Source organism: Paludibaculum fermentans, from assembly GCF_051172195.1.
In the GTDB taxonomy this organism is placed as follows: Bacteria; Acidobacteriota; Terriglobia; order Bryobacterales; family Bryobacteraceae; genus Paludibaculum; species Paludibaculum fermentans_A.
Window position 1 is genome coordinate 2,049,934 of record NZ_JBPJAQ010000001.1, and the last position, 17,960, is coordinate 2,067,893.

19 protein-coding genes are annotated in these 17,960 nt (G+C 63.1%); 14 read left to right on the forward strand and 5 right to left on the reverse strand.

The genetic code is table 11. The annotated features are described in order from the left end of the window. The first annotated feature begins 154 nt into the window (after positions 1–154). The 4 genes from ACR9Y2_RS08315 to ACR9Y2_RS08330 all read left to right on the forward strand — a co-directional run bounded on the left by ACR9Y2_RS08315 (position 155) and on the right by ACR9Y2_RS08330 (position 4,127). The gene (locus ACR9Y2_RS08315; protein ID WP_435040631.1) at positions 155–1,720 is read left to right on the forward strand and encodes an alpha-N-arabinofuranosidase; all 1,566 of its coding nucleotides are present in this window, start codon (positions 155–157) and stop codon (positions 1,718–1,720) included. A 45-nt stretch (positions 1,721–1,765) separates the two neighbouring features. Continuing rightward, entirely contained in the window at positions 1,766–2,497 is a 732-nt protein-coding gene (locus tag ACR9Y2_RS08320) for an SDR family oxidoreductase (RefSeq protein ID WP_435040632.1), read from the forward strand. A 60-nt stretch (positions 2,498–2,557) separates the two neighbouring features. After that, positions 2,558–3,103, forward strand: a complete 546-nt coding sequence (locus tag ACR9Y2_RS08325) for a hypothetical protein (protein ID WP_435040633.1) — start codon at positions 2,558–2,560, stop codon at positions 3,101–3,103. Positions 3,104–3,254: 151 nt separating this feature from the next. Further along, the gene (locus tag ACR9Y2_RS08330) at positions 3,255–4,127 is read left to right on the forward strand and encodes a sugar phosphate isomerase/epimerase family protein (protein ID WP_435040634.1); all 873 of its coding nucleotides are present in this window, start codon (positions 3,255–3,257) and stop codon (positions 4,125–4,127) included. Here ACR9Y2_RS08330 and ACR9Y2_RS08335 read toward each other — a convergent pair. Beyond that, entirely contained in the window at positions 4,101–4,637 is a 537-nt protein-coding gene (locus tag ACR9Y2_RS08335; RefSeq protein WP_435040635.1) for a GNAT family N-acetyltransferase, read from the reverse strand. The genes ACR9Y2_RS08330 and ACR9Y2_RS08335 overlap by 27 nt on opposite strands. A gap of 3 nt (positions 4,638–4,640) precedes the next feature. Next, the gene (locus ACR9Y2_RS08340; RefSeq protein ID WP_435040636.1) at positions 4,641–7,556 is read right to left on the reverse strand and encodes an alpha/beta hydrolase family protein; all 2,916 of its coding nucleotides are present in this window, start codon (positions 7,554–7,556) and stop codon (positions 4,641–4,643) included. A 106-nt stretch (positions 7,557–7,662) separates the two neighbouring features. Between ACR9Y2_RS08340 and ACR9Y2_RS08345 the strand changes: the two genes are divergently transcribed. Both ACR9Y2_RS08345 and ACR9Y2_RS08350 read left to right on the forward strand, forming a co-directional pair. After that, on the forward strand, positions 7,663–8,970 hold the full coding sequence (locus ACR9Y2_RS08345; RefSeq protein WP_435040637.1) for a citrate synthase: 1,308 nt from the start codon (positions 7,663–7,665) through the stop codon (positions 8,968–8,970). A gap of 54 nt (positions 8,971–9,024) precedes the next feature. Next, a complete protein-coding gene (locus tag ACR9Y2_RS08350) occupies positions 9,025–10,200 on the forward strand; it encodes an ankyrin repeat domain-containing protein (RefSeq protein ID WP_435040638.1) in 1,176 nt (391 codons plus the stop codon). A gap of 118 nt (positions 10,201–10,318) precedes the next feature. On the opposite strand, the gene ACR9Y2_RS08355 is transcribed toward ACR9Y2_RS08350, so the two are convergent. Next, positions 10,319–11,038 (reverse strand): hypothetical protein, encoded by a 720-nt coding sequence (locus tag ACR9Y2_RS08355; protein WP_435040639.1) that lies wholly within the window; start codon positions 11,036–11,038, stop codon positions 10,319–10,321. Between ACR9Y2_RS08355 and ACR9Y2_RS08360 the strand changes: the two genes are divergently transcribed. Next, positions 11,037–11,903, forward strand: coding sequence for a CPBP family glutamic-type intramembrane protease (locus ACR9Y2_RS08360; RefSeq protein WP_435040640.1), 867 nt, complete (start codon positions 11,037–11,039; stop codon positions 11,901–11,903). The two genes, ACR9Y2_RS08355 and ACR9Y2_RS08360, sit on opposite strands and share 2 nt — an antisense overlap. Here ACR9Y2_RS08360 and ACR9Y2_RS08365 read toward each other — a convergent pair. Further along, positions 11,896–13,158 (reverse strand): trans-sulfuration enzyme family protein, encoded by a 1,263-nt coding sequence (locus ACR9Y2_RS08365; protein ID WP_435040641.1) that lies wholly within the window; start codon positions 13,156–13,158, stop codon positions 11,896–11,898. The genes ACR9Y2_RS08360 and ACR9Y2_RS08365 overlap by 8 nt on opposite strands. A 252-nt stretch (positions 13,159–13,410) precedes the next feature. On the opposite strand from ACR9Y2_RS08365, the gene ACR9Y2_RS08370 reads away from it, so the two are divergent. From ACR9Y2_RS08370 to ACR9Y2_RS08380, 3 genes are all read left to right on the forward strand, one after another. Continuing rightward, entirely contained in the window at positions 13,411–13,635 is a 225-nt protein-coding gene (locus ACR9Y2_RS08370) for a hypothetical protein (protein WP_435040642.1), read from the forward strand. A 79-nt stretch (positions 13,636–13,714) separates the two neighbouring features. Then, the gene (locus tag ACR9Y2_RS08375; protein ID WP_435040643.1) at positions 13,715–14,188 is read left to right on the forward strand and encodes a DinB family protein; all 474 of its coding nucleotides are present in this window, start codon (positions 13,715–13,717) and stop codon (positions 14,186–14,188) included. 31 nt (positions 14,189–14,219) lie between these two features. Continuing rightward, the gene (locus ACR9Y2_RS08380; protein WP_435040644.1) at positions 14,220–14,576 is read left to right on the forward strand and encodes a cupin domain-containing protein; all 357 of its coding nucleotides are present in this window, start codon (positions 14,220–14,222) and stop codon (positions 14,574–14,576) included. A 75-nt stretch (positions 14,577–14,651) separates the two neighbouring features. Here ACR9Y2_RS08380 and galU read toward each other — a convergent pair whose 3' ends face one another. After that, on the reverse strand, positions 14,652–15,536 hold the full coding sequence (gene galU / locus ACR9Y2_RS08385) for a UTP--glucose-1-phosphate uridylyltransferase GalU (RefSeq protein WP_435044839.1): 885 nt from the start codon (positions 15,534–15,536) through the stop codon (positions 14,652–14,654). Positions 15,537–15,605: 69 nt separating this feature from the next. On the opposite strand from galU, the gene ACR9Y2_RS08390 reads away from it, so the two are divergent. The 4 genes from ACR9Y2_RS08390 (at position 15,606) to ACR9Y2_RS08405 (ending at position 17,943) form a co-directional block, all read left to right on the forward strand. Continuing rightward, positions 15,606–16,127: a tetratricopeptide repeat protein gene (locus ACR9Y2_RS08390; protein ID WP_435040645.1), complete on the forward strand. Its 522-nt coding sequence runs from the start codon at positions 15,606–15,608 to the stop codon at positions 16,125–16,127. Positions 16,128–16,227: 100 nt separating this feature from the next. After that, complete coding sequence (locus ACR9Y2_RS08395; RefSeq protein ID WP_435040646.1) at positions 16,228–16,488, forward strand: 4Fe-4S dicluster domain-containing protein; 261 nt, start codon at positions 16,228–16,230, stop codon at positions 16,486–16,488. A 136-nt stretch (positions 16,489–16,624) separates the two neighbouring features. Beyond that, positions 16,625–17,212: an RNA polymerase sigma factor gene (locus ACR9Y2_RS08400; protein WP_435040648.1), complete on the forward strand. Its 588-nt coding sequence runs from the start codon at positions 16,625–16,627 to the stop codon at positions 17,210–17,212. Further along, a complete protein-coding gene (locus ACR9Y2_RS08405) occupies positions 17,209–17,943 on the forward strand; it encodes a hypothetical protein (protein ID WP_435040649.1) in 735 nt (244 codons plus the stop codon). The genes ACR9Y2_RS08400 and ACR9Y2_RS08405 overlap by 4 nt, the downstream gene beginning before the upstream one ends. Positions 17,944–17,960 lie beyond the last annotated feature (17 nt).

Here is a 17,960-nt window from a genome sequence, read left to right on the forward strand (position 1 = left end):
GCAAGCTTCCCCTCCACCGCCTCTCCTCTGCCCGTCTTCCCCCTGGAAGCCCTTTCAAAGAACCCTGCCTATCGACCGCTCCCATCGCCCCGTGCACCTGCCCCGCTTTCTCGATAGAATACCCAGGAATCTTCGCAGTCCTTCTGGAGGCCCTATGTTTCGTGCCCGGCACCTGGCGCTCACCGCCATCGCCTTGTCTCTCTCGTTAGCCCACGCTCAAAGCCCTCAGGCTCGCATCAAGATCGATACGGATCGCAAAGTCGGCGAAGTCCATCCCTACATGTTCGGCAATTTTGCCGAGCACCTCGGCCGCTGCATCTACGGCGGCATCTACGAGGAAGGTAGCTCGCTTTCTGATGCAAGCGGTTTCAGAAAAGACGTCATGGAGGCTACCAAAAACCTCGGCGTCTCCCTCCTTCGCTGGCCCGGCGGCAACTTCGCCTCCGGCTACAACTGGAAGGATGGCATCGGCCCCAAGGACCAGCGCCCCGTCCGCCCCGACCATGCCTGGGGCGACCTCGATTCCAACCGCTTCGGTACCGACGAATTCCTCCAATACTGCGAACGCCTCGGCGTCACTCCCTACATCTGCGTCAACGCCGGTTACGGCACCGTCAACGAAGCCCGCGAGTGGGTCGAATACGTCAACGAAAGCCGCAGCACCTACTGGGCCGACCAGCGCCGCAAAAACGGCCGCGACAAACCCTACAACGTGAAGATCTGGGGTCTCGGCAACGAGATCGACGGACCCTGGCAGCTCGGCCATAAGAACGCCGAAGACTATTCGAAATTTGCCCTCGAAGCCGCCAAGGCCATGCGCCGCGTCGACTCCTCCATCCAGTTGATCGCCAGCGGTTCCTCCAATTTCGGTCCCAACTCCGACTGGATCGCCTGGAACCGCGAAATCCTACAGCACCTGCGCACAGAAATCGACTACATCTCGCTCCACACCTACATCGGCAACAGCGACAATAACTTCGAGCGCTTCCTCGCCACCTCCCAGGACCTGGATGAACGCATTGAAGTCGTCGCCGGTCTGATCCGGGCCGCCCAGGCGGGACAGCGCAATCCGCGCCCCATCCACATCGCCTACGACGAGTGGAACGTCTGGTATCGCGCCCGCAGCAACAGCGAATTCGCGACCGGCGCCACCCGTCTGGAAGAGATCTACAACTACGAAGACGCCCTCGCCATGGGCATGTTCTTCAACTCGTTCATCCGCCACGCCGACGTCGTCAAAATGGCCAATCTGGCGCAGCTCGTGAACGTCATCGCCCCCATCTTCACCAACAAGCAGGGGCTCTTCCTGCAGCCCATCTTCTTCCCCATCGCGGAATACGGCAAACAGCGCAACAACATGTCGCTGAACGCGCTGGTCACCGCCCCCACTTATACGCCCGCCCCAGGCCGCAAACCGCTGGGCTACCTCGACGTCTCCGTCACCCACAACACCAAAGAGAACGCGCTCTACGTCAACGTCCTGAACCGCAGCGAGAAGCTCGACATCGCCACCCGCGTCGACAACGTCGAAGGCGCCGTGCAACCCGCCGTCGGCGTCTGGACCATGAACTACGACGACCTGAAGGCCACCCACACCTTCGGCGCCGATAAGAAGATCGTCCCCGTCAACTCCACCTACACCGCCAAGGTCGAGAAGAACGGCTTCACTTACACCTTCCCCAAGCACTCCCTCACCATCCTGAAAGTGAAGCTCCAGTAGCAAGGCGCGCCCGGACTCACGGGTCCGGGCGCTATCCTGGCTAACATGTCGTCACACAGTTTGCTCGGGAAGACCGCCATCGTCACCGGCGCGTCGCGTGGCATCGGGCGCGCCATCGCCTCCAGCCTGGCCTCCGCCGGAGCTCGCGTCGTTATCAACTACACTCGCTCCGCCGCCGATGCCGAATCCCTCGCGGCCGAAACTGGCGGCCTCGCCGTCCAGGCCGACGTCTCCGTGGTAGCCGACATCCGCCGCCTATTCGACACCGCCGAATCCACCCTCGGTCCCGTCGACTTCCTCATCAACAATGCCGGCGTCGCAAACTTCCAGCCCGTCGCGCCATCCACTGAGGAACAGTTCGACCAGGTTTTCTCCGTCAACGCCCGCGGCACTTACTTCTGCTGCCGCGAAGCGGCCCTCCGCCTCCGCAACGGCGGCCGCATCGTCTCAATCTCCACCGGAGCCACAGTCTCCAGCCCCGCCGGCGGAGCCATCTATTGCGGCAGTAAGGCCGCCATCGAGCAGTTCACCCGCGTCCTGGCCCGCGAACTCGGCCCCCGCGGCATCACCGTCAACACCGTCTCCCCTGGCTTCACCGACACGGATATGTTGAACCAGTTCCCCCCGCTCGTGGCCATGGCCGCCGGTATGTCGCCTCTTGGGCGCGTAGGCCAGCCCGCCGACGTAGCCGAAGTCGTGGCTTGGCTCTGTTCAGAGGAAGCCCGCTGGATCACCGGCCAGAACGTCCAGGCCGGCGGTGGCGCCAGCATGGTCTAGCCGTAGACCCTGACTCGCTCCTCGCCCACCCGCTCGTCCGGGGTGTAGGATGAATCCGTCATGCCCAGCGTTACGCTATTGCGCGGAGCCGTCGCCGCTGGAGAAGGCGTGGTCCGCCTCGCCCCTAATTTCGCCGAAAACGGAGAACGTTGGATCGCCTCCATCTCCGAACCTCACCTCAGTTGCATCGCTATCGGAGCCCGCCGCATCCCCCTCCGCGACGCCTTCGAAAAACTCCCCGACTGGTACCTCGGCGCGCACGCGCCCGGCTGGAATGTCCTCGCCCGGTGGAGCAACGACGACCTCACCCTCCAGCCCCTCGACGACGTGGAACTCGGCCCCTGCTCCGACCAGTGGAAGTTGCGGCCAGGCGAGTCTCGCCATCTCCAAGTCAACGGACCCGCGGCGCTGTTCTGCCTCCGCGGCCGGGGCCTTGTCTCCAAGGTCGATATCCAGGCCCCTCACGCCCTCCACGACGGCAAACTCACGCCCGACGAGCTCTTCATCACCGGCGAGCGCGCCCGCCGCGGTCTCGACATCCTCAATACCAGCGCCGATCAGCCCCTGGAACTCCTCCGCATCTTCTCCGGGGACCCCACCGCATGAACCGATGCGATAAGCTCGAAGGCGCCCTATGACAGCCAACGTCATCCCTGGTATCCGGGGCGTCGGCCCTTTCAATAGCCCGATCGAACCCTGTGCGGGCCGCACCCGCCAGTTTGTGCTCAGCTACCACCCATCCTAAGGACCCCGCATTATGAAATTCGGCATCAATACTCTCCTCTGGACCGCCGCATTTGATTTGGACCATCTGCCCCTGCTGGCAAAGATCAAGTCCTGGGGCTTCGACGGAGTGGAGGTTGCCCGGTTCGCCTTCGACGGCTTCCCCGCGCGCCTCATTCGCGAAGCCGCCCACAACGAAGGTCTCGAAGTGACGTTCTGCTCCGCCCTCACCGGCGACCTCAGCCTCGTCTCCGACGACCCTTCCATCCGCGATCGCGCCCGCGACTTCGTCAAACGCGGCATCGAAACCGCCGCCGAAATCGGCTCTCCCGTCTTCGTTGGCCCCTACCTCTCGCCTGTCGGCTACCTGCCCGGCCGCCGCCGCACCGAGGATGAATGGAAACGCGGCGTCGACGAACTCAAGGCCCTCGCGCCCATCCTGCGCGCCCACGACGTCACCCTCGCAGTGGAGCCTCTAAACCGCTTCGAAACCTACGTCCTCAACACCGCCGCCGACGGCGCCAAGCTCTGTGCCGAAGTCCACGATCCCTACATCGGCATCCTCTTCGATACCTTCCATTCCAATATCGAAGACAAACATGCCGGCGACTCCATCCGTGGCCTCGGCCAGCACGTCGCCCATGTCCACACCTGCGAAAACGATCGCGGCATCCCCGGCACCGGCAATGTGGAATGGACCGGCGTCTTCGCCGCCCTGCGCGACACCGGCTACGACGACTGGTGCGTCATCGAAAGCTTCGGCTCCCGGGTCAAGGAAATCGCGGCCGCGGCCTGCATCTGGCGCGACCTCGCCCCCACCGTCGACTCCATCGCCAGCGAAGGCGTAGCCTTCCTGCGCGAAGCCGCCGGCCAGGCGATCTCAACCACCGCTGCCCGAGCCGTCTGAGTTTGCCCCCAGCCACTCCTCCCGAGTGGTCGTATACACGACATGCTCCAGGCCGGCGTGCACCCGCCGGCCCTGGTTGCGCAGCCCGATCCGCTGCATCACCCGCTGCGACGCCTCATTCTCCGGTCGTGTAATCGAGATCACACTCGCCAGCCCGCACCGCGCAAACGCATCCCGCAGTGCCGCCTGCCCGGCCTCCGTCGCATACCCCCGCCCCCAATGCACCGGAGCCAGCCACCAGCCAATCTCCAACTCCTCCATGCCCGTCAGCCGGCCCACCCCCGCAAACCCGATCGTCTCGCGAGTCTCCTTCAGCTCCAGCCTCCAGCGGCATAGACCCAACTCGGCGTAAAGCGCCACCTGCCTGTCGACAAAGCCGTGAATCTGCTCCGCCGTCATCGGCGCCCCGCCGGTGATATAGCGCATCACCAGCGGATCCGTGGCCAGCGGCTCCAACAGCCACTCGTCGCCCGCTCGCCACGGCAGCAACTGCAGTCGCTCAGTCTCCATGGATCACCGCTGGTCCGTCAGCTTCTCAAACCGCTCTTTCTCTTCTTCGCGCTCGAGGAACGGAATCCCCTTCTCCATCCACTCCGGCTTCGCCGCATCCTTCAAAAAGTAATCGAAGAACTGCTGCATGCGGATCGCGTAGTCCTTCTGGTCCGGCCTCCGCCGCAGCCCGTGCAACTCGCCGTTGTAGTTCATCAGGTAAGCTTCCTTGCCCGTCCGCCGCAGTGCCAGGAAGAACTCGATGCCCTGATACCACGGCACCGCATCGTCGTTGTCGTCGTGCAGGATCAGCATCGGAGTCTGCACCCGCTTCACCTGGAAAATGGGCGAATTCTCGATATACAGCAGCGGATTGTCGTACAGCGACGGCCCAATGCGGCTCTGCGTCTTCTCATACTGGAACTGCCGCGGCATCCCGCTGCCCCAGCGGATCCCGCTATACGCCGACGTCATATTGCCTACCGGAGCCCCAGCTTCCGCCGCCCGGAACCGGTTCGTCTGCGTCACCATATACGCGATCTGATACCCGCCCCAGCTGTGCCCCTGGATCCCGATCCGCTTCTCGTCGATGAACCCCAGGTCCACCACCGACTGGATCGCCGGCAGCACGCACTTCAGCGCACTCGGACCCGGATGGCCCACCGAGTACACGATGTCCGGCGTCAGAATCACATACCCCTGCGACGTGTACTGGCTGAAGTTGATGCTGTGCCCCGGCCGCGGCTCCACAAACGCATGCACGCCCTGCGACAGCTTCTCGTAGATGTACACAATCATCGGGTACTTCTTCTTCGGGTCGAAGTTCGCCGGCTTGTACAGCGCCGCCCGCAGCGGCACCCCATCTGTGTTCTTGAACGACACCAGCTCACCCTGGCCCCACAGGAACCCCTCCATCTGCGCCCCGCCGTTGCTCACCTTCTTCGGAGACGCAAAACTTGTATTCGTCAGCTGCAGGTCCGGGAACTCGTCGAAACGCGACGCCGTAATCAGCACCACATCCGCATCCTTCGCCCGCGTCGCAAACCGATAGTTCTTCGCGCCCCACAACAGCCGCTGCGGAGCGCCCGTGCCCGCCACCCGGTAGAATCCGCTCTCCCTCGTCTCTTCACTCTCCGCACGGAACGTGAACGGCTTCGTCGCATCCACACCCCGGTCCTCGGTCTCGTCCACCGCATCCACGCGCTGCAGGCGGAACTGGATCTTCGACTTTCGGCCGTCGCCCGAAGTCAGGTTCCGCGCCGGCCGCCCATCCGTGAAGACCTGCCAAACGTCGTACTGGTCGTTCAGGAAGAAACTCTGGCTGTCCTTCGCCCAACCCGAATGCCCATACGACCCGGGCGGATTCGGCGTGTCGTCTTCCTCGTCGTAGAACGCTACCCCCAGTGACGAGCTCACGTTCTTCGACGCCCCTTCCGGCAGCGTCATCAGGTGCCACGCCTTGGCGTTGTAGTAGAACGCGTGCCTGCCGTCCGGAGCAATCTGCAGCACCCCGCCACCCGGCCCGCCGCCGCCCGGCAGTTGCCGCAGCATCAGTTTCCGCTGCCCGCTGTTGCCGTCCACCAGGTACACGTCCTGGTACGACGAATCGTAGTCGATCATCCGCCGCCACGGCCGGTCGTCCAGCCCCAGGCCCAACAGCCCATCGTCCGTCGTCAGCACCGTCTGCATCGCCGGCGTCGCCAGCTGCACATACTTCTTCGCCGCAATGTCATATACGCCGCGGTACGTCCGGTTCCGCTCCTGCGTCGCCCGCACCTTCTGCATCGGCTGCACCATGTCGTCGTTCCAGCGCCACAGATCCATCAGGACCTTGTCCTCCGTGGAACCCGCCTCTTCCGCCGGCTTCTCGGCCTTCGGAGGAGCCGCCACCGGAACATACAGCCGCTTCCCGTCCCTCGAAAAACTTACCCCGCCCTTGTCGCTCACCACCATGCCCGCCGGCAGTCCAGCCGTCTGGGCATTCACCACTTCCACTGCCTTGCCGGCCGACCCGTCCCACACCAGCGCGGTCTTCTCAAACAGGAACGCCAGCTTGTCCTGCTCGCGGCTCCACACAACCTTCGAGTACTTGCCCTTGCCCGACGCCAGCGCCGCCGGAGCCCCGTCCGTCCCCGTCGCCACCGCGAACACGCCGTTCTCCTCTTCTTTCTTCGAAGAAACCGCGTAAACCAGCGTCTTCCCGTCCCGCGCGATCGTGTACTCCGACGCGTTCGCAAACGTCCGCTCGCCGCCTTCCGCCTTCGTCAGGTTGCGCAGCACCAAATCCGTGCCGTACTCCTTTTTGCTCGCCGCGCCCCGTCCAGCCCCGCCGCGCGCCTGGTCCTCGCCTTCTCCATCCTGCTCCGTCGTCTTCACCGCATCCGTCGGCTTCGCCGCCACCGCGGCTTCTTTCAGATAAGCCAGCCACGGCCCGCCCTTCTCCGGCACCTGGAAGCTCTTCACGCTCTCCACGCGCACGGCGTCGCCGCTGCCCAGCTTCAGGATCAGCAGCCCCTGCTTCGGCATCTCCTCGGCCTTCTTCTTCGCCTTCTTCGCAGCCTCGGTCGCCGCCTTCGCCGGATACGTCTGCGCCACCAGATACTGCCCGTCACTCGTGAAACCGATCTTCACCGTACGCGGCGGAGGAGGCGTCTCCACATCCACCGGAACTATCGCCGGCGGTGGCAGCGCGCCTACACTCTGGCGCCATTCCTTTCCAGTCGCGAGCTCGCGGACAACCAGGTCCCCGTCTCCATCCTGCGGCATGTACGCGTAGGCAAGGTACTTGCCATCACGCGACAGCGTCTGCCCGGTAATCGACCGCCAGGCATCGAAATCCTTGTGCAGAATGGGCCTTTTCGCTTGCGCGAAGCCCAGCACGGCACACAAAACAGAAAGAGTGAGGACACGGGGAGCGAGGGACCTGAAACGTGCAGCCATGTGTCGGATTATAGGGCTTTTGCGCCAGCCTGCGCGTCCGAAACACCCGATGAGCTAGAATTGTCGTTGTTTCACCCCGGCACTAATTTTCGTTAGCGGTAGCCCTATGCCTGACACCCTCTCTATCACAGACAACCGAACCGGTAAGACCTACGAAGTTCCGATCGAGGATGGAACGATCAAAGCGCTGGATCTGCGCAAGATCAAGACCGACGCGGAAGACTTCGGCCTCATGGCCTATGACCCCGGCTTCATGAACACCGCCGCCTGCAAAAGCCGCATCACGTTCATCGATGGCGACAAGGGCATCCTGCGCTACCGCGGCTATCCCATCGAGCAACTCGCCGAACAGAGCGACTTCCTCGAGGTGGCTTACCTCCTCTACTTCGGAGAACTCCCCACCCGCTCCCAGCTCGACGATTTCAAGCGGACCGTGCTCAGCCACACCATCATCCACGAGCAGACTAAAAAGTTCATCGACGGCTTCCGCCACGACTCCCACCCCATGGGCGCCTTCCTCTCCACCGTGGCCGCCCTCTCCACCTTCTACCGAGAAGTCAAAAACATCTTCGACGCTCAGAACCGCGTCATCCAGTTCGAACGCATGGTGGCCAAAATGCCCACCATCGCCGCCTTCTGCTACCGCCACTCCGTCGGCATGCCGTTCGCTTACCCCGACAACGACCTCAGCTACGCCGGCAACTTCCTGAACATGATGTTCAAGGGCACCGAAACGAAGTTCAAGCCCAACCCGGTGCTGGAACGCGCCATGGATGTCCTGTTCATCCTGCACGCCGACCACGAGCAGAACTGCTCCACCACCACCATGCGCGGCATCGGCTCCAGCCATTGCGATCCCTTCACCGCCCTCGCCGGTGCAGCCGCCGCCCTCTACGGCCCGCTCCACGGCGGCGCCAACGAAGCGGTCCTCAAGATGCTGGTCGAAATCGGTTCCAAAGACCGCGTCCCCGAGTTCATCCGCCGCGTCAAAGCCGGCGAAGGCCAACGCCTCATGGGCTTCGGCCACCGCGTCTACAAGAACTACGACCCCCGCGCCAAGATCATCAAGAAGGTGGCCTTTGAAGTCTTCGAAGTCACCGGCCGCAACCCGCTGCTCGACATCGCCCTCGAACTCGAGCGCATCGCCCTCGAAGACGACTACTTCGTCGGCCGCAAGCTCTATCCCAACGTCGACTTCTACTCCGGCCTCATCTACCAGGCCATGGGCTTCCCCACCGAGATGTTCCCCGTCCTCTTCGCCATCCCCCGCACCCCCGGCTGGCTGTCGCAGTGGGAGGAACAGATCCTCGATCCCGAACAGCGCATCGTTCGCCCCCGCCAGGTCTACCTCGGCTACGACGAGCGCGAGTACGTGCCCATGGCGATTCGCGAAGAATCCACCCAAACCGTTTAGGACTACGATCGAATTGAGGCGGTGCCCCGAGCGGTGCCGCCTCCCGGTCTACCCATGATCGCCCCCCTGCTGCTGGCCCTCCTCTGTTGCTCCGACCTCCATACAGCCGCTCGCAGCGGAGACATCGAAACGGTGGGTACCCTTCTCTCCAAGGGCGCTGATCCCAATGCCTACGATTCCCTGGGCGGAACCCCCCTCCACGACGCAGCCTGGAGCGGTGAATCCGCCATCGTCGAACTCCTCATCAGCTACAAAGCCAACGTCAACGCCCGCCACAAAGAGGCCGGCTCCACACCCCTCCACTACGCCGTCCTCATGAACCGCCAGCAGGTCGTCGAAATCCTGCTCAAAAACGGCGCTGACCTCAACGCGGCCTACAAGAACGGAGCCACCGCCCTCCACCTCGCCGCCAATCGCGGTCACCTCGAACTCGTCCGCTTGCTGCTCGATAAGGGCGCCAACGTCAATATCCGCGATGCCAGCGGCTCCACGCCCCTCGACGAAGCCGCCTGGAAAGGCCACGCCGACGTAGCCAAGCTCCTCCTCGACCGCGGAGCCAAGGTCAACATCCGCAACGAAGAATCCGGCCAGACCCCGCTCCACGAGGCTGCCGTCAAAGGCCACTCCGACGTCGTCGAAGTCCTCCTCGCCGCCGGAGCCGATGTCAACGCCAAGGACAATTCCAACGCCACCCCCATGGACGAGGCCCTGCGCTACAAACACACCCGCGTCATGGAACTGCTCTCCGCCAAGGGCGCGCCCCTCAGCATGGAACGCCAGCTCCGCGAAGCCGTCCTGCGTGGTCAAACCGACGTCGTGGCCATGATGCTCTCTTTAGGAGCCAACCCGAAGCCCCTGCTCTCCGACGCCGCCCTGAAAGGCCATCGCCAGATCGTGGAACTCCTCATCGAGCATGGCGCTGATGTGAACGCCGTGACGCCATCGGGTTCTACGGCCCTTCACGACGCAGCACTGGCGGGTCAGAAATCCGTAGTGGAACTCCTGCTGGAAAAGGGAGCGAAACTCGACGTCCCCGACGCCGACAGCGGATCGACCGCACTCCACGTAGCGGCCAGTTGGGGCCGTCTGGAAGTCGTGCAAGTCCTCCTGGCCAAAGGCGCCAACCCCCGCCTCCGCAACAAAGCCGGCCGCACCCCCCTGGATCTGGCAAGAGCGGGAGGTTTCACCGAAGCCGCCGCCCTCCTGGAAGCCGCCCAAAAACCCAAATAGCCCCCGCCCCAACTTAGGTGAACCCCGCCCCAGCATTACCCCCGGTGTAACCGGGGGCCCGCCGCAACCAGGCAGACGTCTCCACCAAAACCACCAAACCCAAACAGCCAACCACCCCTCACTTCACCACCGGAGCCTCAAACGTAATCGTCGACTCACTCCCAAACTTCTTATACGCCGAATACCGGATCGTCAATTTGATCCGCAGCGGCCCCGTCTTGAACGGCAGCGTATCATCCGCATGCGTCAGCACCGGAAAGTAATGCACTCCATCCAAAGCCCGCCGCAACGTAGTAAACCGGGGAAACAGATTCTCCTGCCCCTGCGCATAAATCGGAGGCACCGCCTGCCCGTACGTCCGCACCACCCCCAGCGACTTCTTGTCCACCCACATCTCGCCCTCGAACAATCGCATCCCTCTCAGAATCTGCCGTGGCTGCAAGCTCAGCACCCAGCACTCCACCCCGTCCACGGTCTCTTCTCCCCGGAACTTCACCTGATACCGAGGCAGCAGCTCTGGAGTCAGCAGCAGCGGCTGGATATTGCGGATGTCCTGGAAATCCTCATCGGTCAGAATCAGCCGCTGCAGCCGCGACGTCGGCTTCTCCGCAAACTGCTCATTCCGCTCGCCTGTCGGCGAAAAAATCACCTCGCGCAGTTCCCGGTAACTCCCGCCCAGCCGGCCCCGCTCCGCGTACTCCTCGATGTTCACCGACTGCCGGTACAGATACTGGCTGCGCACCGACTCCGTCTCGGCCTCGCGCTGCGCCACCTGCCGCAATAAGTCGGGCGGTGGCTCCGTCTGTAAGGTTAGGATGGCTATGATGAGTGCGATCATGTGGCTGCCCACTGGAATGGAGGATATCGCAGGCTCGCTCCCCTGGGTAGCAGTCGCTGTCCTTCTCGAAGTCGCAGCCTACCTCAGCCTCGCCTCCGAACGCGCCCGCCAGGGGTGGACCCGCGAACGCGTCACCCTCCTCGCTCCCGTCCCTTACCTGCTTTACGCCTGGCCGCTCCACGTCCTCGATTGGGCCAGCGTCGTCGCCATCCTCACCGCCATCGCTGTCGTCTCTTACTGGTTCGTCCTGCTGCCGCGCAATCGCTTCACCGACACCGGCTTCGTCGTCCTCATGGCCGCGCCCCTCATCTTCAAGTCCTTCGCCTTCGTCTACGCCCGGCCCCATCCCGACATCCGCCTCGAATTCCTCGGCCAGCTCCTCTGGATCCGCGCCGGTGTCCTCGCCGTCCTCAACGACCGCAAGCCCGAAGGCATCGGCTTCGGCTTCTGGCCCAAACTCAGCGAGTGGAAAATCGGGGCCATCGCCTACCTCGCCCTCCTGCCCGTCGTCTTTGCGCTAGCCTCCCTCACCGGCTTCGCCACCTTCACCTGGCCCCCCTGGACCTGGCAGGAAACCACCCTCCGCGCCGTCGGTACCTTCGTCGGAATCTTCTGGGTCGTCGCCCTCAGTGAGGAATTCTTCTTCCGCGGCCTACTCCAACAGTGGATCGGCATCGCCGCCGCTTCCATCCTGTTCGGACTCGCGCACCTCGGCTTCCGCCAGTTCCCCAACTGGCAGTTCGCCCTCGTCGCCGGAGTCGCCGGCGTCTTCTACGGCGTAGCCTTCCGCCGCGCGGGCGGCATCCGCGCGGCCATGGTCACTCACGCCTTAACTGTCACCACCTGGCGCGTACTCTTCAGGTAAGCACGGTCGCCGCAATGTGGTCTAGCGCCTGCTCAAAGTCCCTCAACAGGTCCCGCCAGTCCTCCAACCCCACTGAAATCCGCACCAGCCCGCCCGTAATGCCCGCAATCCGCTGCTCCTCCTCCGAACAGCCCGAATGCGTCGTACTCCCCGGATGGCACACCAGCGTCTCCATCCCGCCCAGCGACACCGCATTGTGCGCCAGTTCCAGATGCCGCAGGAACTCAAACGCCGCGGTCTTCCCGCCCTGCAGGTCCAACGCAATCATCGCCCCCGGATAGTCGCACTGCGACAGCCGGATCTTGATCTGCTCTGTATCGTCGAACAGCGTCGGATAGTAAACCTTGCGGATCTCTTTCCGGTGCGCCAGGCTCTCCGCGATCCGCTGCGCGTTCTTGCTCTGCCGGTTCATGCGCAGCGACACCGTCGGCAGCCGCCCGTCCAGGATCCAGCACTCGTCCGGCTGCAGGATGTTGCCGAACAACCCGCGCCTCGACCGGATCTTCTTCTGGATCTCCGGATTCGTCCCCAACGCCACGCCCGCCAGCAGGTCACTAAACCCGCCCAGGTACTTTGTGGCGGAGTACAGCACCAGGTCCGCCCCCAACGTAATCGGGTGTTGGAACGCCGGCCCCAGAAACGTGTTGTCCACCATCACCACCGGCTTCGGATCCAGTTCGCCCGCCAGAATGCAGGCCCGCTTGATGTCCGTCATCACCATCGTCGGATTCGCCGGTGTCTCAATCAGGATCACCCGCAGGTTCGGAGTCGTCCGGATCGCTTCATCCAGGTTCGCCGCATGGCCCGCCACCACCGCCCTGCACTGGATCCCGAACGGCTCCAGCAGATCGTGCACCAGGTTCTGCGTCCCGCCATACAACGGCACCGTGTACAGCAGGCAGTCCCCCGGATGCAGCAGCGCCATCAGCGACGTCATAATCGCCGCCATGCCTGAGTTGAAGACCACCGCCCACTCCGACCCCTCTTCCAGGGGAATAATCTGGTCCTCCAGGATCTCCGCGTTCGGGTGATTGAATCGCGAATAAATCAGGTCCGGCACTTCTCCCGGTTCCACCGTCTTGCGGCCGGATACCAGGTCGAAAGCGCGCTCCGCCGCTTCGGGCGTAGGAAATACGTAAGTCGAGCTCCGGAACACCGCCGGCCGGGCTGAACCAACCGAAAGGCGCGGGTCGAATCCGCGGGTCAATACCGCTGTCGACGGATGCGCGCCTGGATTGCCACGTTGTTTGGCCATTTAGAGTTCTCCGCGCCCTCAGTGTACCGCCCCCCAACCTCCATCGCCCCACCGGAATCCCGCACACTCGCTCCGCACCATCTACGCACAGCGCCTGATTTGCGCCTCATTCGCCCGCCACCCCGTACTTAGTACATAGTCCGTCATGGTCCGGGTACCGGTGATGAACTGAGCACCGAACTCAGCCGATTCCCCGATTCAGGCGCGCCCACCCGGACTCATACAATGCCCACAGAGGCGGATTCCGAATCTATGTCAATCCCCCGGCCCGGCAAGGGTTATTACAACGAGACTGAAGCTGCTCAGGCGCTCGGCATCACCATCGACAGCCTGCGCGCCCTCGTGCGCCAGCACATCCTGCAGAGCGAGGATGAGATGGCCAATTTGCCCATGACCACCTTCCAGCCCTCCGATCTCCTGCTCCTGCGGCTGCTCTCTTCGTCCAGAGGGCAACAGACGCCCGTTGAGGTCCGCTGATCACGGTCATTGCACCAGCCCCTTGAGGCCCTAAGTCGAATCCGTCATGATGGATCTCCGTAAGGAGACCCGCGTCATCATGAAACAGATGCTTGCCGGCCAGATGGCCGCCATGAAGGAATACTTCGACCGCTCTACCCGCGCCCTGGATGAGGCCGATTCCGGCTTCGCGCCCCAGGCGGGCATGTTCACCTCAGCCCAGGTCGTCGCCCACGTCGCCCAGACCATCGAATGGTTCCTCGGCGGCGCGTTCGCGGCCGAAGGCTTCAGCCTCGACTTCGAGAAAATGGACTCCGAAGTCCGCGCCGTCACGTCCCTCGCCGCCGCCCGCGCCTGGTGCGACACCGCCTGTGCCACCCTCCAGGCCTCCATCGAAGCCCACTCCGAAGCCGATTGGATGGCCGAACTCCCGCCCGGCCCCATCATGGGCGGCCTTCCCCGCATCGCCATCTTCAACGCCCTCACAGACCACACCGCCCACCATCGCGGAGCCCTCACCGTCTACACCCGCCTCCTCGGCAAGATCCCGCCCATGCCTTACATGGACATGTAGAAACCGCACGCAGGCGTGTAGAATGAACTCCATGCAGCCAGTCAGCCTACGCGAAAAGTTCGCGCAGTTTCAGGAGCATTGGAGCCCGAAAACCGTAGGTGAACTCAACGGCCAGTCCGTCCGTCTCGTGAAGTTCCAGGGCGAGTTCGTCTGGCACCACCACGAGACGGAGGACGAAATGTTCCTGGTCGTCCAGGGCCGTTTCCGCATGGATTTCCGCGACCGCGCCTGCTGGCTCGAAGCAGGCGAATTCATCATCGTGCCGCGGGGCGTCGAACACCGCCCCGTGGCCGAGGAAGAAGTTCAAGTCCTGCTCTTTGAACCAGTCACGACGGTCAACACCGGCAACGCCGGAGGCGCCCTAACCGCCCCCACCACTCACCTCTAAACCAAACAGAGCCGCGAGCGTCAGCGAGCCGGGCAACAACCGTAAGCTCCCCCCTATCGGGAGATCACTTCCCCCCTACAACGCAATCGACTTCAAATACTCCCGGAACGGTCCGCCCAGATCTTCCCTCTTCAATGCAAATTCCACCGTAGCCCGCAGGAACCCCAACTTATCGCCCGCATCAAACCGCTGCCCTTCAAACTTGTACCCATACACCGGCCGGCTCGCCAACAAGTGCTTCAACGCATCCGTCAGCTGGATCTCCCCGCCGCGCCCCGGTTCAATCGCCTCAATCGATTGGAAAATCTCCGGCGTCAGGATATACCGCCCAATGATCGCCAGGTTCGAGGGCGCATCCTCCGCCTTCGGCTTCTCCACCAGGTTGTGGATCCGGAACAGCCGCCCGTTCTCCCCGTTATGCGACACCGGTTCGGCCTGGACAACGCCATACGCCGAAATCTGGTCCTTCGGCACCTCCATCAGCGCCAGCACCGAACACCCGAAAAACCCGTACACATTCAGCAACTGCTGAAGACATGGCGTAGGAGCGTCGATCACGTCGTCCGACAACACCACCGCAAACGGCTCCGGCCCCACCAGGTCTTTGGCCCGCAGCACCGCATGCCCCAGGCCCAACGCCTCCTTTTGCCGCACATAGGCGACATCGATCATGTCCGAGATCCCCCGGATCGCGGCCAGCACATCCATCTTCTTCCGCGTCTCCAGCAGATGCTCCAACTCAAAACTCACGTCGAAATGGTCTTCGATGGCCGTCTTACCTCGGCCCGTGACGATCACGATATTGTGAATACCCGAATGGATCGCCTCCTCGATGCCATATTGGATCAGCGGCTTGTCCACAAGGGGCAACATCTCCTTTGGCATCGCCTTAGTGGCAGGCAGGAATCGCGTCCCCAGTCCTGCGGCCGGGTAGACGGCTTTGCGCACTTTCGGTATCATGAAGACCATTGTAGCCGCCTGTGTAAGTTGATGAGGCGGCGGTGCTTGTAAGGTTCTTTGGAAGTTCGGATGCCGCGCCCCGAAGACAGCCTCGACAGCAAACTCGCGCCTTCCGCCGACCTGCGGAACCTCGCTTTTGAGCTTTTCCAGCGCGCCTGCCAGCTCCACCAGCAGTCCGAATTCGAACTCGCCGCCGAGCTCTATCGCAAGTCCATCCAGGTCCACCCCACCGCCGAAGCCTACTGTTTCCTCGGCTGGACTTACCACGCCCAGGGACGCATCCACGACGCCATCGAACAGTGCCACAAGTCCATCGAGGTCGATCCCGATTTCGGCAATCCCTACAACGACATCGGAGCCTACCTCATCGAACTCGGCCGCCCCCAGGACGCCATCCCCTGGCTCGAACGCGCCACCGTCTGCACCCGCTACCAGGCCTACCACTACCCCTGGTACAACCTCGGCCGCGCCTACCTCAGCCTCGAACTCTTCTCCCGCGCCCGCCATTGCTTCCAGAATGCGCTCGATATCGAGCCCGGCTATACCCTCGCCGACGAAGCCCTCCAACGCGTCCGGCGCCTCATCCAATAAGCGAAAAGACCCCCAAACACCGAAAATTGTGAGGGTTGCAGTGGTGTGCTATATTCCGATCAACGGCACCAAGCTGGAGAATTTTCAGAGAGGGATATTCATGGCGTACGTAATCGCTGAACCTTGCGTCGGAACGAAAGATACTGCCTGTGTGGATGCTTGTCCGGTCGACTGTATCCACCCCAAGAAAGATGAGCCGGCGTTTGAGACCAGCGAACTGCTCTATATCGACCCCGTTGAATGCATCGACTGCGGTGCCTGCGTGCCCGTTTGCCCCGTTTCCGCAATCTTCGCTCTCGACGATCTGCCGGAGAAGTGGGCCGAGTACACCGCTAAGAACGCTGCCTTCTACGGTCAATAACTTCACCTGTCAATCTGCATGAAATTGGAAGGGGCGTGGCTCAGGCCGCGCCCTTTTTCCATCTCCGCCCCTTCCCCTCGCAAAAAATCCTGGCCCGCCCCCTAACACCGCGTTGAAAACACGGTCCAATGGGCAGATGAAAGAAAGTGATGGCGCAGCCATCCAGCGAGTTCTCGCTGGTGACGGCGACGGGTTCCAAGTACTCGTCGAACGCTACAGCCATGCCCTCTTTCGTCTCGCGTACCGCATGACCGGCAACGAAGCGGACGCCGAAGACGTGGTCCAGGAGACTTTCTTGAGAGCCTATCGCAGCCTCGCCAATTACGACGGTCGAGCCGCCTTCAGCACCTGGCTCTATCGCATCGCCTCCAACTACACCCTCGACCGCATCGCCGCCACGAAACGTCGCGCTGAAATCCTCCACCCCCTCGACCAGAAACCCGAAGGCGAGGAAGACGGCCGCGCCTGGCAGCCCGTCGCCCAGGCCCCCGGCCCCGATCGCCTCCTGCTCAGCGGTGAAATTCAGGTCCGCCTCGCCGCGGCCATGGAAGAACTCACCCCCCAGGAACGCACCGCCTTCACCCTCCGCCACTTCGAAGACCTCTCCATCGAGGAAATCGGCGCCGCCCTCCAACTGGGCTCCAACGCCACTCGCAACAGCATCTTTCGCGCAGTCCAGAAACTGCGCCGCAACCTCGCCGGCTGGGCCGGAGTCGCATCATGACGCATCTGACCGAAGAACAACTCGTCCTCTACTACCTGGGTGAGTCCGAAGAACTCACCCAGGCCCGCGCCCATCTCGATGACTGCGCCGCCTGCCGCGCCGACCTCGCTGCCGTCCAGCGCACCCTCAACCTGATGGACACCTGGGAAACCCCTGAGCGCGGCCCCGAATACGGCACCCAGGTCTGGAACCAGCTCCGCCCGCGCCTCGGCCTCCGCGCCCGCTTCTTCTCCTTCCAATGGGTGAACTGGTCCCGCGCCGCCTCCACCGCCGCTGTCGCCCTGCTCATCATCGGAGCCTACTTCCTCGGCCGCGTCTCACCCCGGCCTACGCCCCAGCCCCGTACCGTCGCTCGCAACCAGCCCAGCGATGGAGCCGATCGCATGCTCCTCGTCAGCGTCGGCGATCACCTCGAACAGTCCCAGCGCGTCCTCCTCGAATTCGCCAACACCGGCACCGCCGACCTCCCCCTGGAACGCGACTCCGCCGAACAGCTTCTCCTCGATAACCGCCTCATGCGCCAGTCGCTGCAACGCGCCGGCGATCGCAACATGGCCTCCGTCCTCGAAAAACTGGAACGCTTCCTCACCGAAGCCGCCAACGCCAGGCCGGAAGAGCTCCCCGAAATTCAACGCCGCATGGCCGACGAAGGAGTGCTGTTCCAACTCCGTGTCGCCAACGCGAAAATCCGCGAACGGCAGCGCAAGTTCCTGCCTACCGCCAGCAATTAGCCGGAGCGCCCGCCGGC

Coding starts and splice junctions, on each gene's coding strand:
- ACR9Y2_RS08405 (WP_435040649.1), top strand. CDS start 17,209: ATGACGCATCTGACCGAAGAACAACTCGTCCTCTACTACCTGGGTGAG.
- ACR9Y2_RS08345 (WP_435040637.1), top strand. CDS start 7,663: ATGCCTGACACCCTCTCTATCACAGACAACCGAACCGGTAAGACCTAC.
- ACR9Y2_RS08400 (WP_435040648.1), top strand. CDS start 16,625: ATGAAAGAAAGTGATGGCGCAGCCATCCAGCGAGTTCTCGCTGGTGAC.
- ACR9Y2_RS08335 (WP_435040635.1), bottom strand. CDS start 4,637: ATGGAGACTGAGCGACTGCAGTTGCTGCCGTGGCGAGCGGGCGACGAG.
- ACR9Y2_RS08340 (WP_435040636.1), bottom strand. CDS start 7,556: ATGGCTGCACGTTTCAGGTCCCTCGCTCCCCGTGTCCTCACTCTTTCT.
- ACR9Y2_RS08355 (WP_435040639.1), bottom strand. CDS start 11,038: ATGATCGCACTCATCATAGCCATCCTAACCTTACAGACGGAGCCACCG.
- galU (WP_435044839.1), bottom strand. CDS start 15,536: ATGATACCGAAAGTGCGCAAAGCCGTCTACCCGGCCGCAGGACTGGGG.
- ACR9Y2_RS08330 (WP_435040634.1), top strand. CDS start 3,255: ATGAAATTCGGCATCAATACTCTCCTCTGGACCGCCGCATTTGATTTG.
- ACR9Y2_RS08360 (WP_435040640.1), top strand. CDS start 11,037: ATGTGGCTGCCCACTGGAATGGAGGATATCGCAGGCTCGCTCCCCTGG.
- ACR9Y2_RS08315 (WP_435040631.1), top strand. CDS start 155: ATGTTTCGTGCCCGGCACCTGGCGCTCACCGCCATCGCCTTGTCTCTC.
- ACR9Y2_RS08395 (WP_435040646.1), top strand. CDS start 16,228: ATGGCGTACGTAATCGCTGAACCTTGCGTCGGAACGAAAGATACTGCC.
- ACR9Y2_RS08380 (WP_435040644.1), top strand. CDS start 14,220: ATGCAGCCAGTCAGCCTACGCGAAAAGTTCGCGCAGTTTCAGGAGCAT.
- ACR9Y2_RS08365 (WP_435040641.1), bottom strand. CDS start 13,158: ATGGCCAAACAACGTGGCAATCCAGGCGCGCATCCGTCGACAGCGGTA.
- ACR9Y2_RS08390 (WP_435040645.1), top strand. CDS start 15,606: ATGCCGCGCCCCGAAGACAGCCTCGACAGCAAACTCGCGCCTTCCGCC.
- ACR9Y2_RS08320 (WP_435040632.1), top strand. CDS start 1,766: ATGTCGTCACACAGTTTGCTCGGGAAGACCGCCATCGTCACCGGCGCG.
- ACR9Y2_RS08375 (WP_435040643.1), top strand. CDS start 13,715: ATGAAACAGATGCTTGCCGGCCAGATGGCCGCCATGAAGGAATACTTC.
- ACR9Y2_RS08370 (WP_435040642.1), top strand. CDS start 13,411: ATGTCAATCCCCCGGCCCGGCAAGGGTTATTACAACGAGACTGAAGCT.
- ACR9Y2_RS08325 (WP_435040633.1), top strand. CDS start 2,558: ATGCCCAGCGTTACGCTATTGCGCGGAGCCGTCGCCGCTGGAGAAGGC.
- ACR9Y2_RS08350 (WP_435040638.1), top strand. CDS start 9,025: ATGATCGCCCCCCTGCTGCTGGCCCTCCTCTGTTGCTCCGACCTCCAT.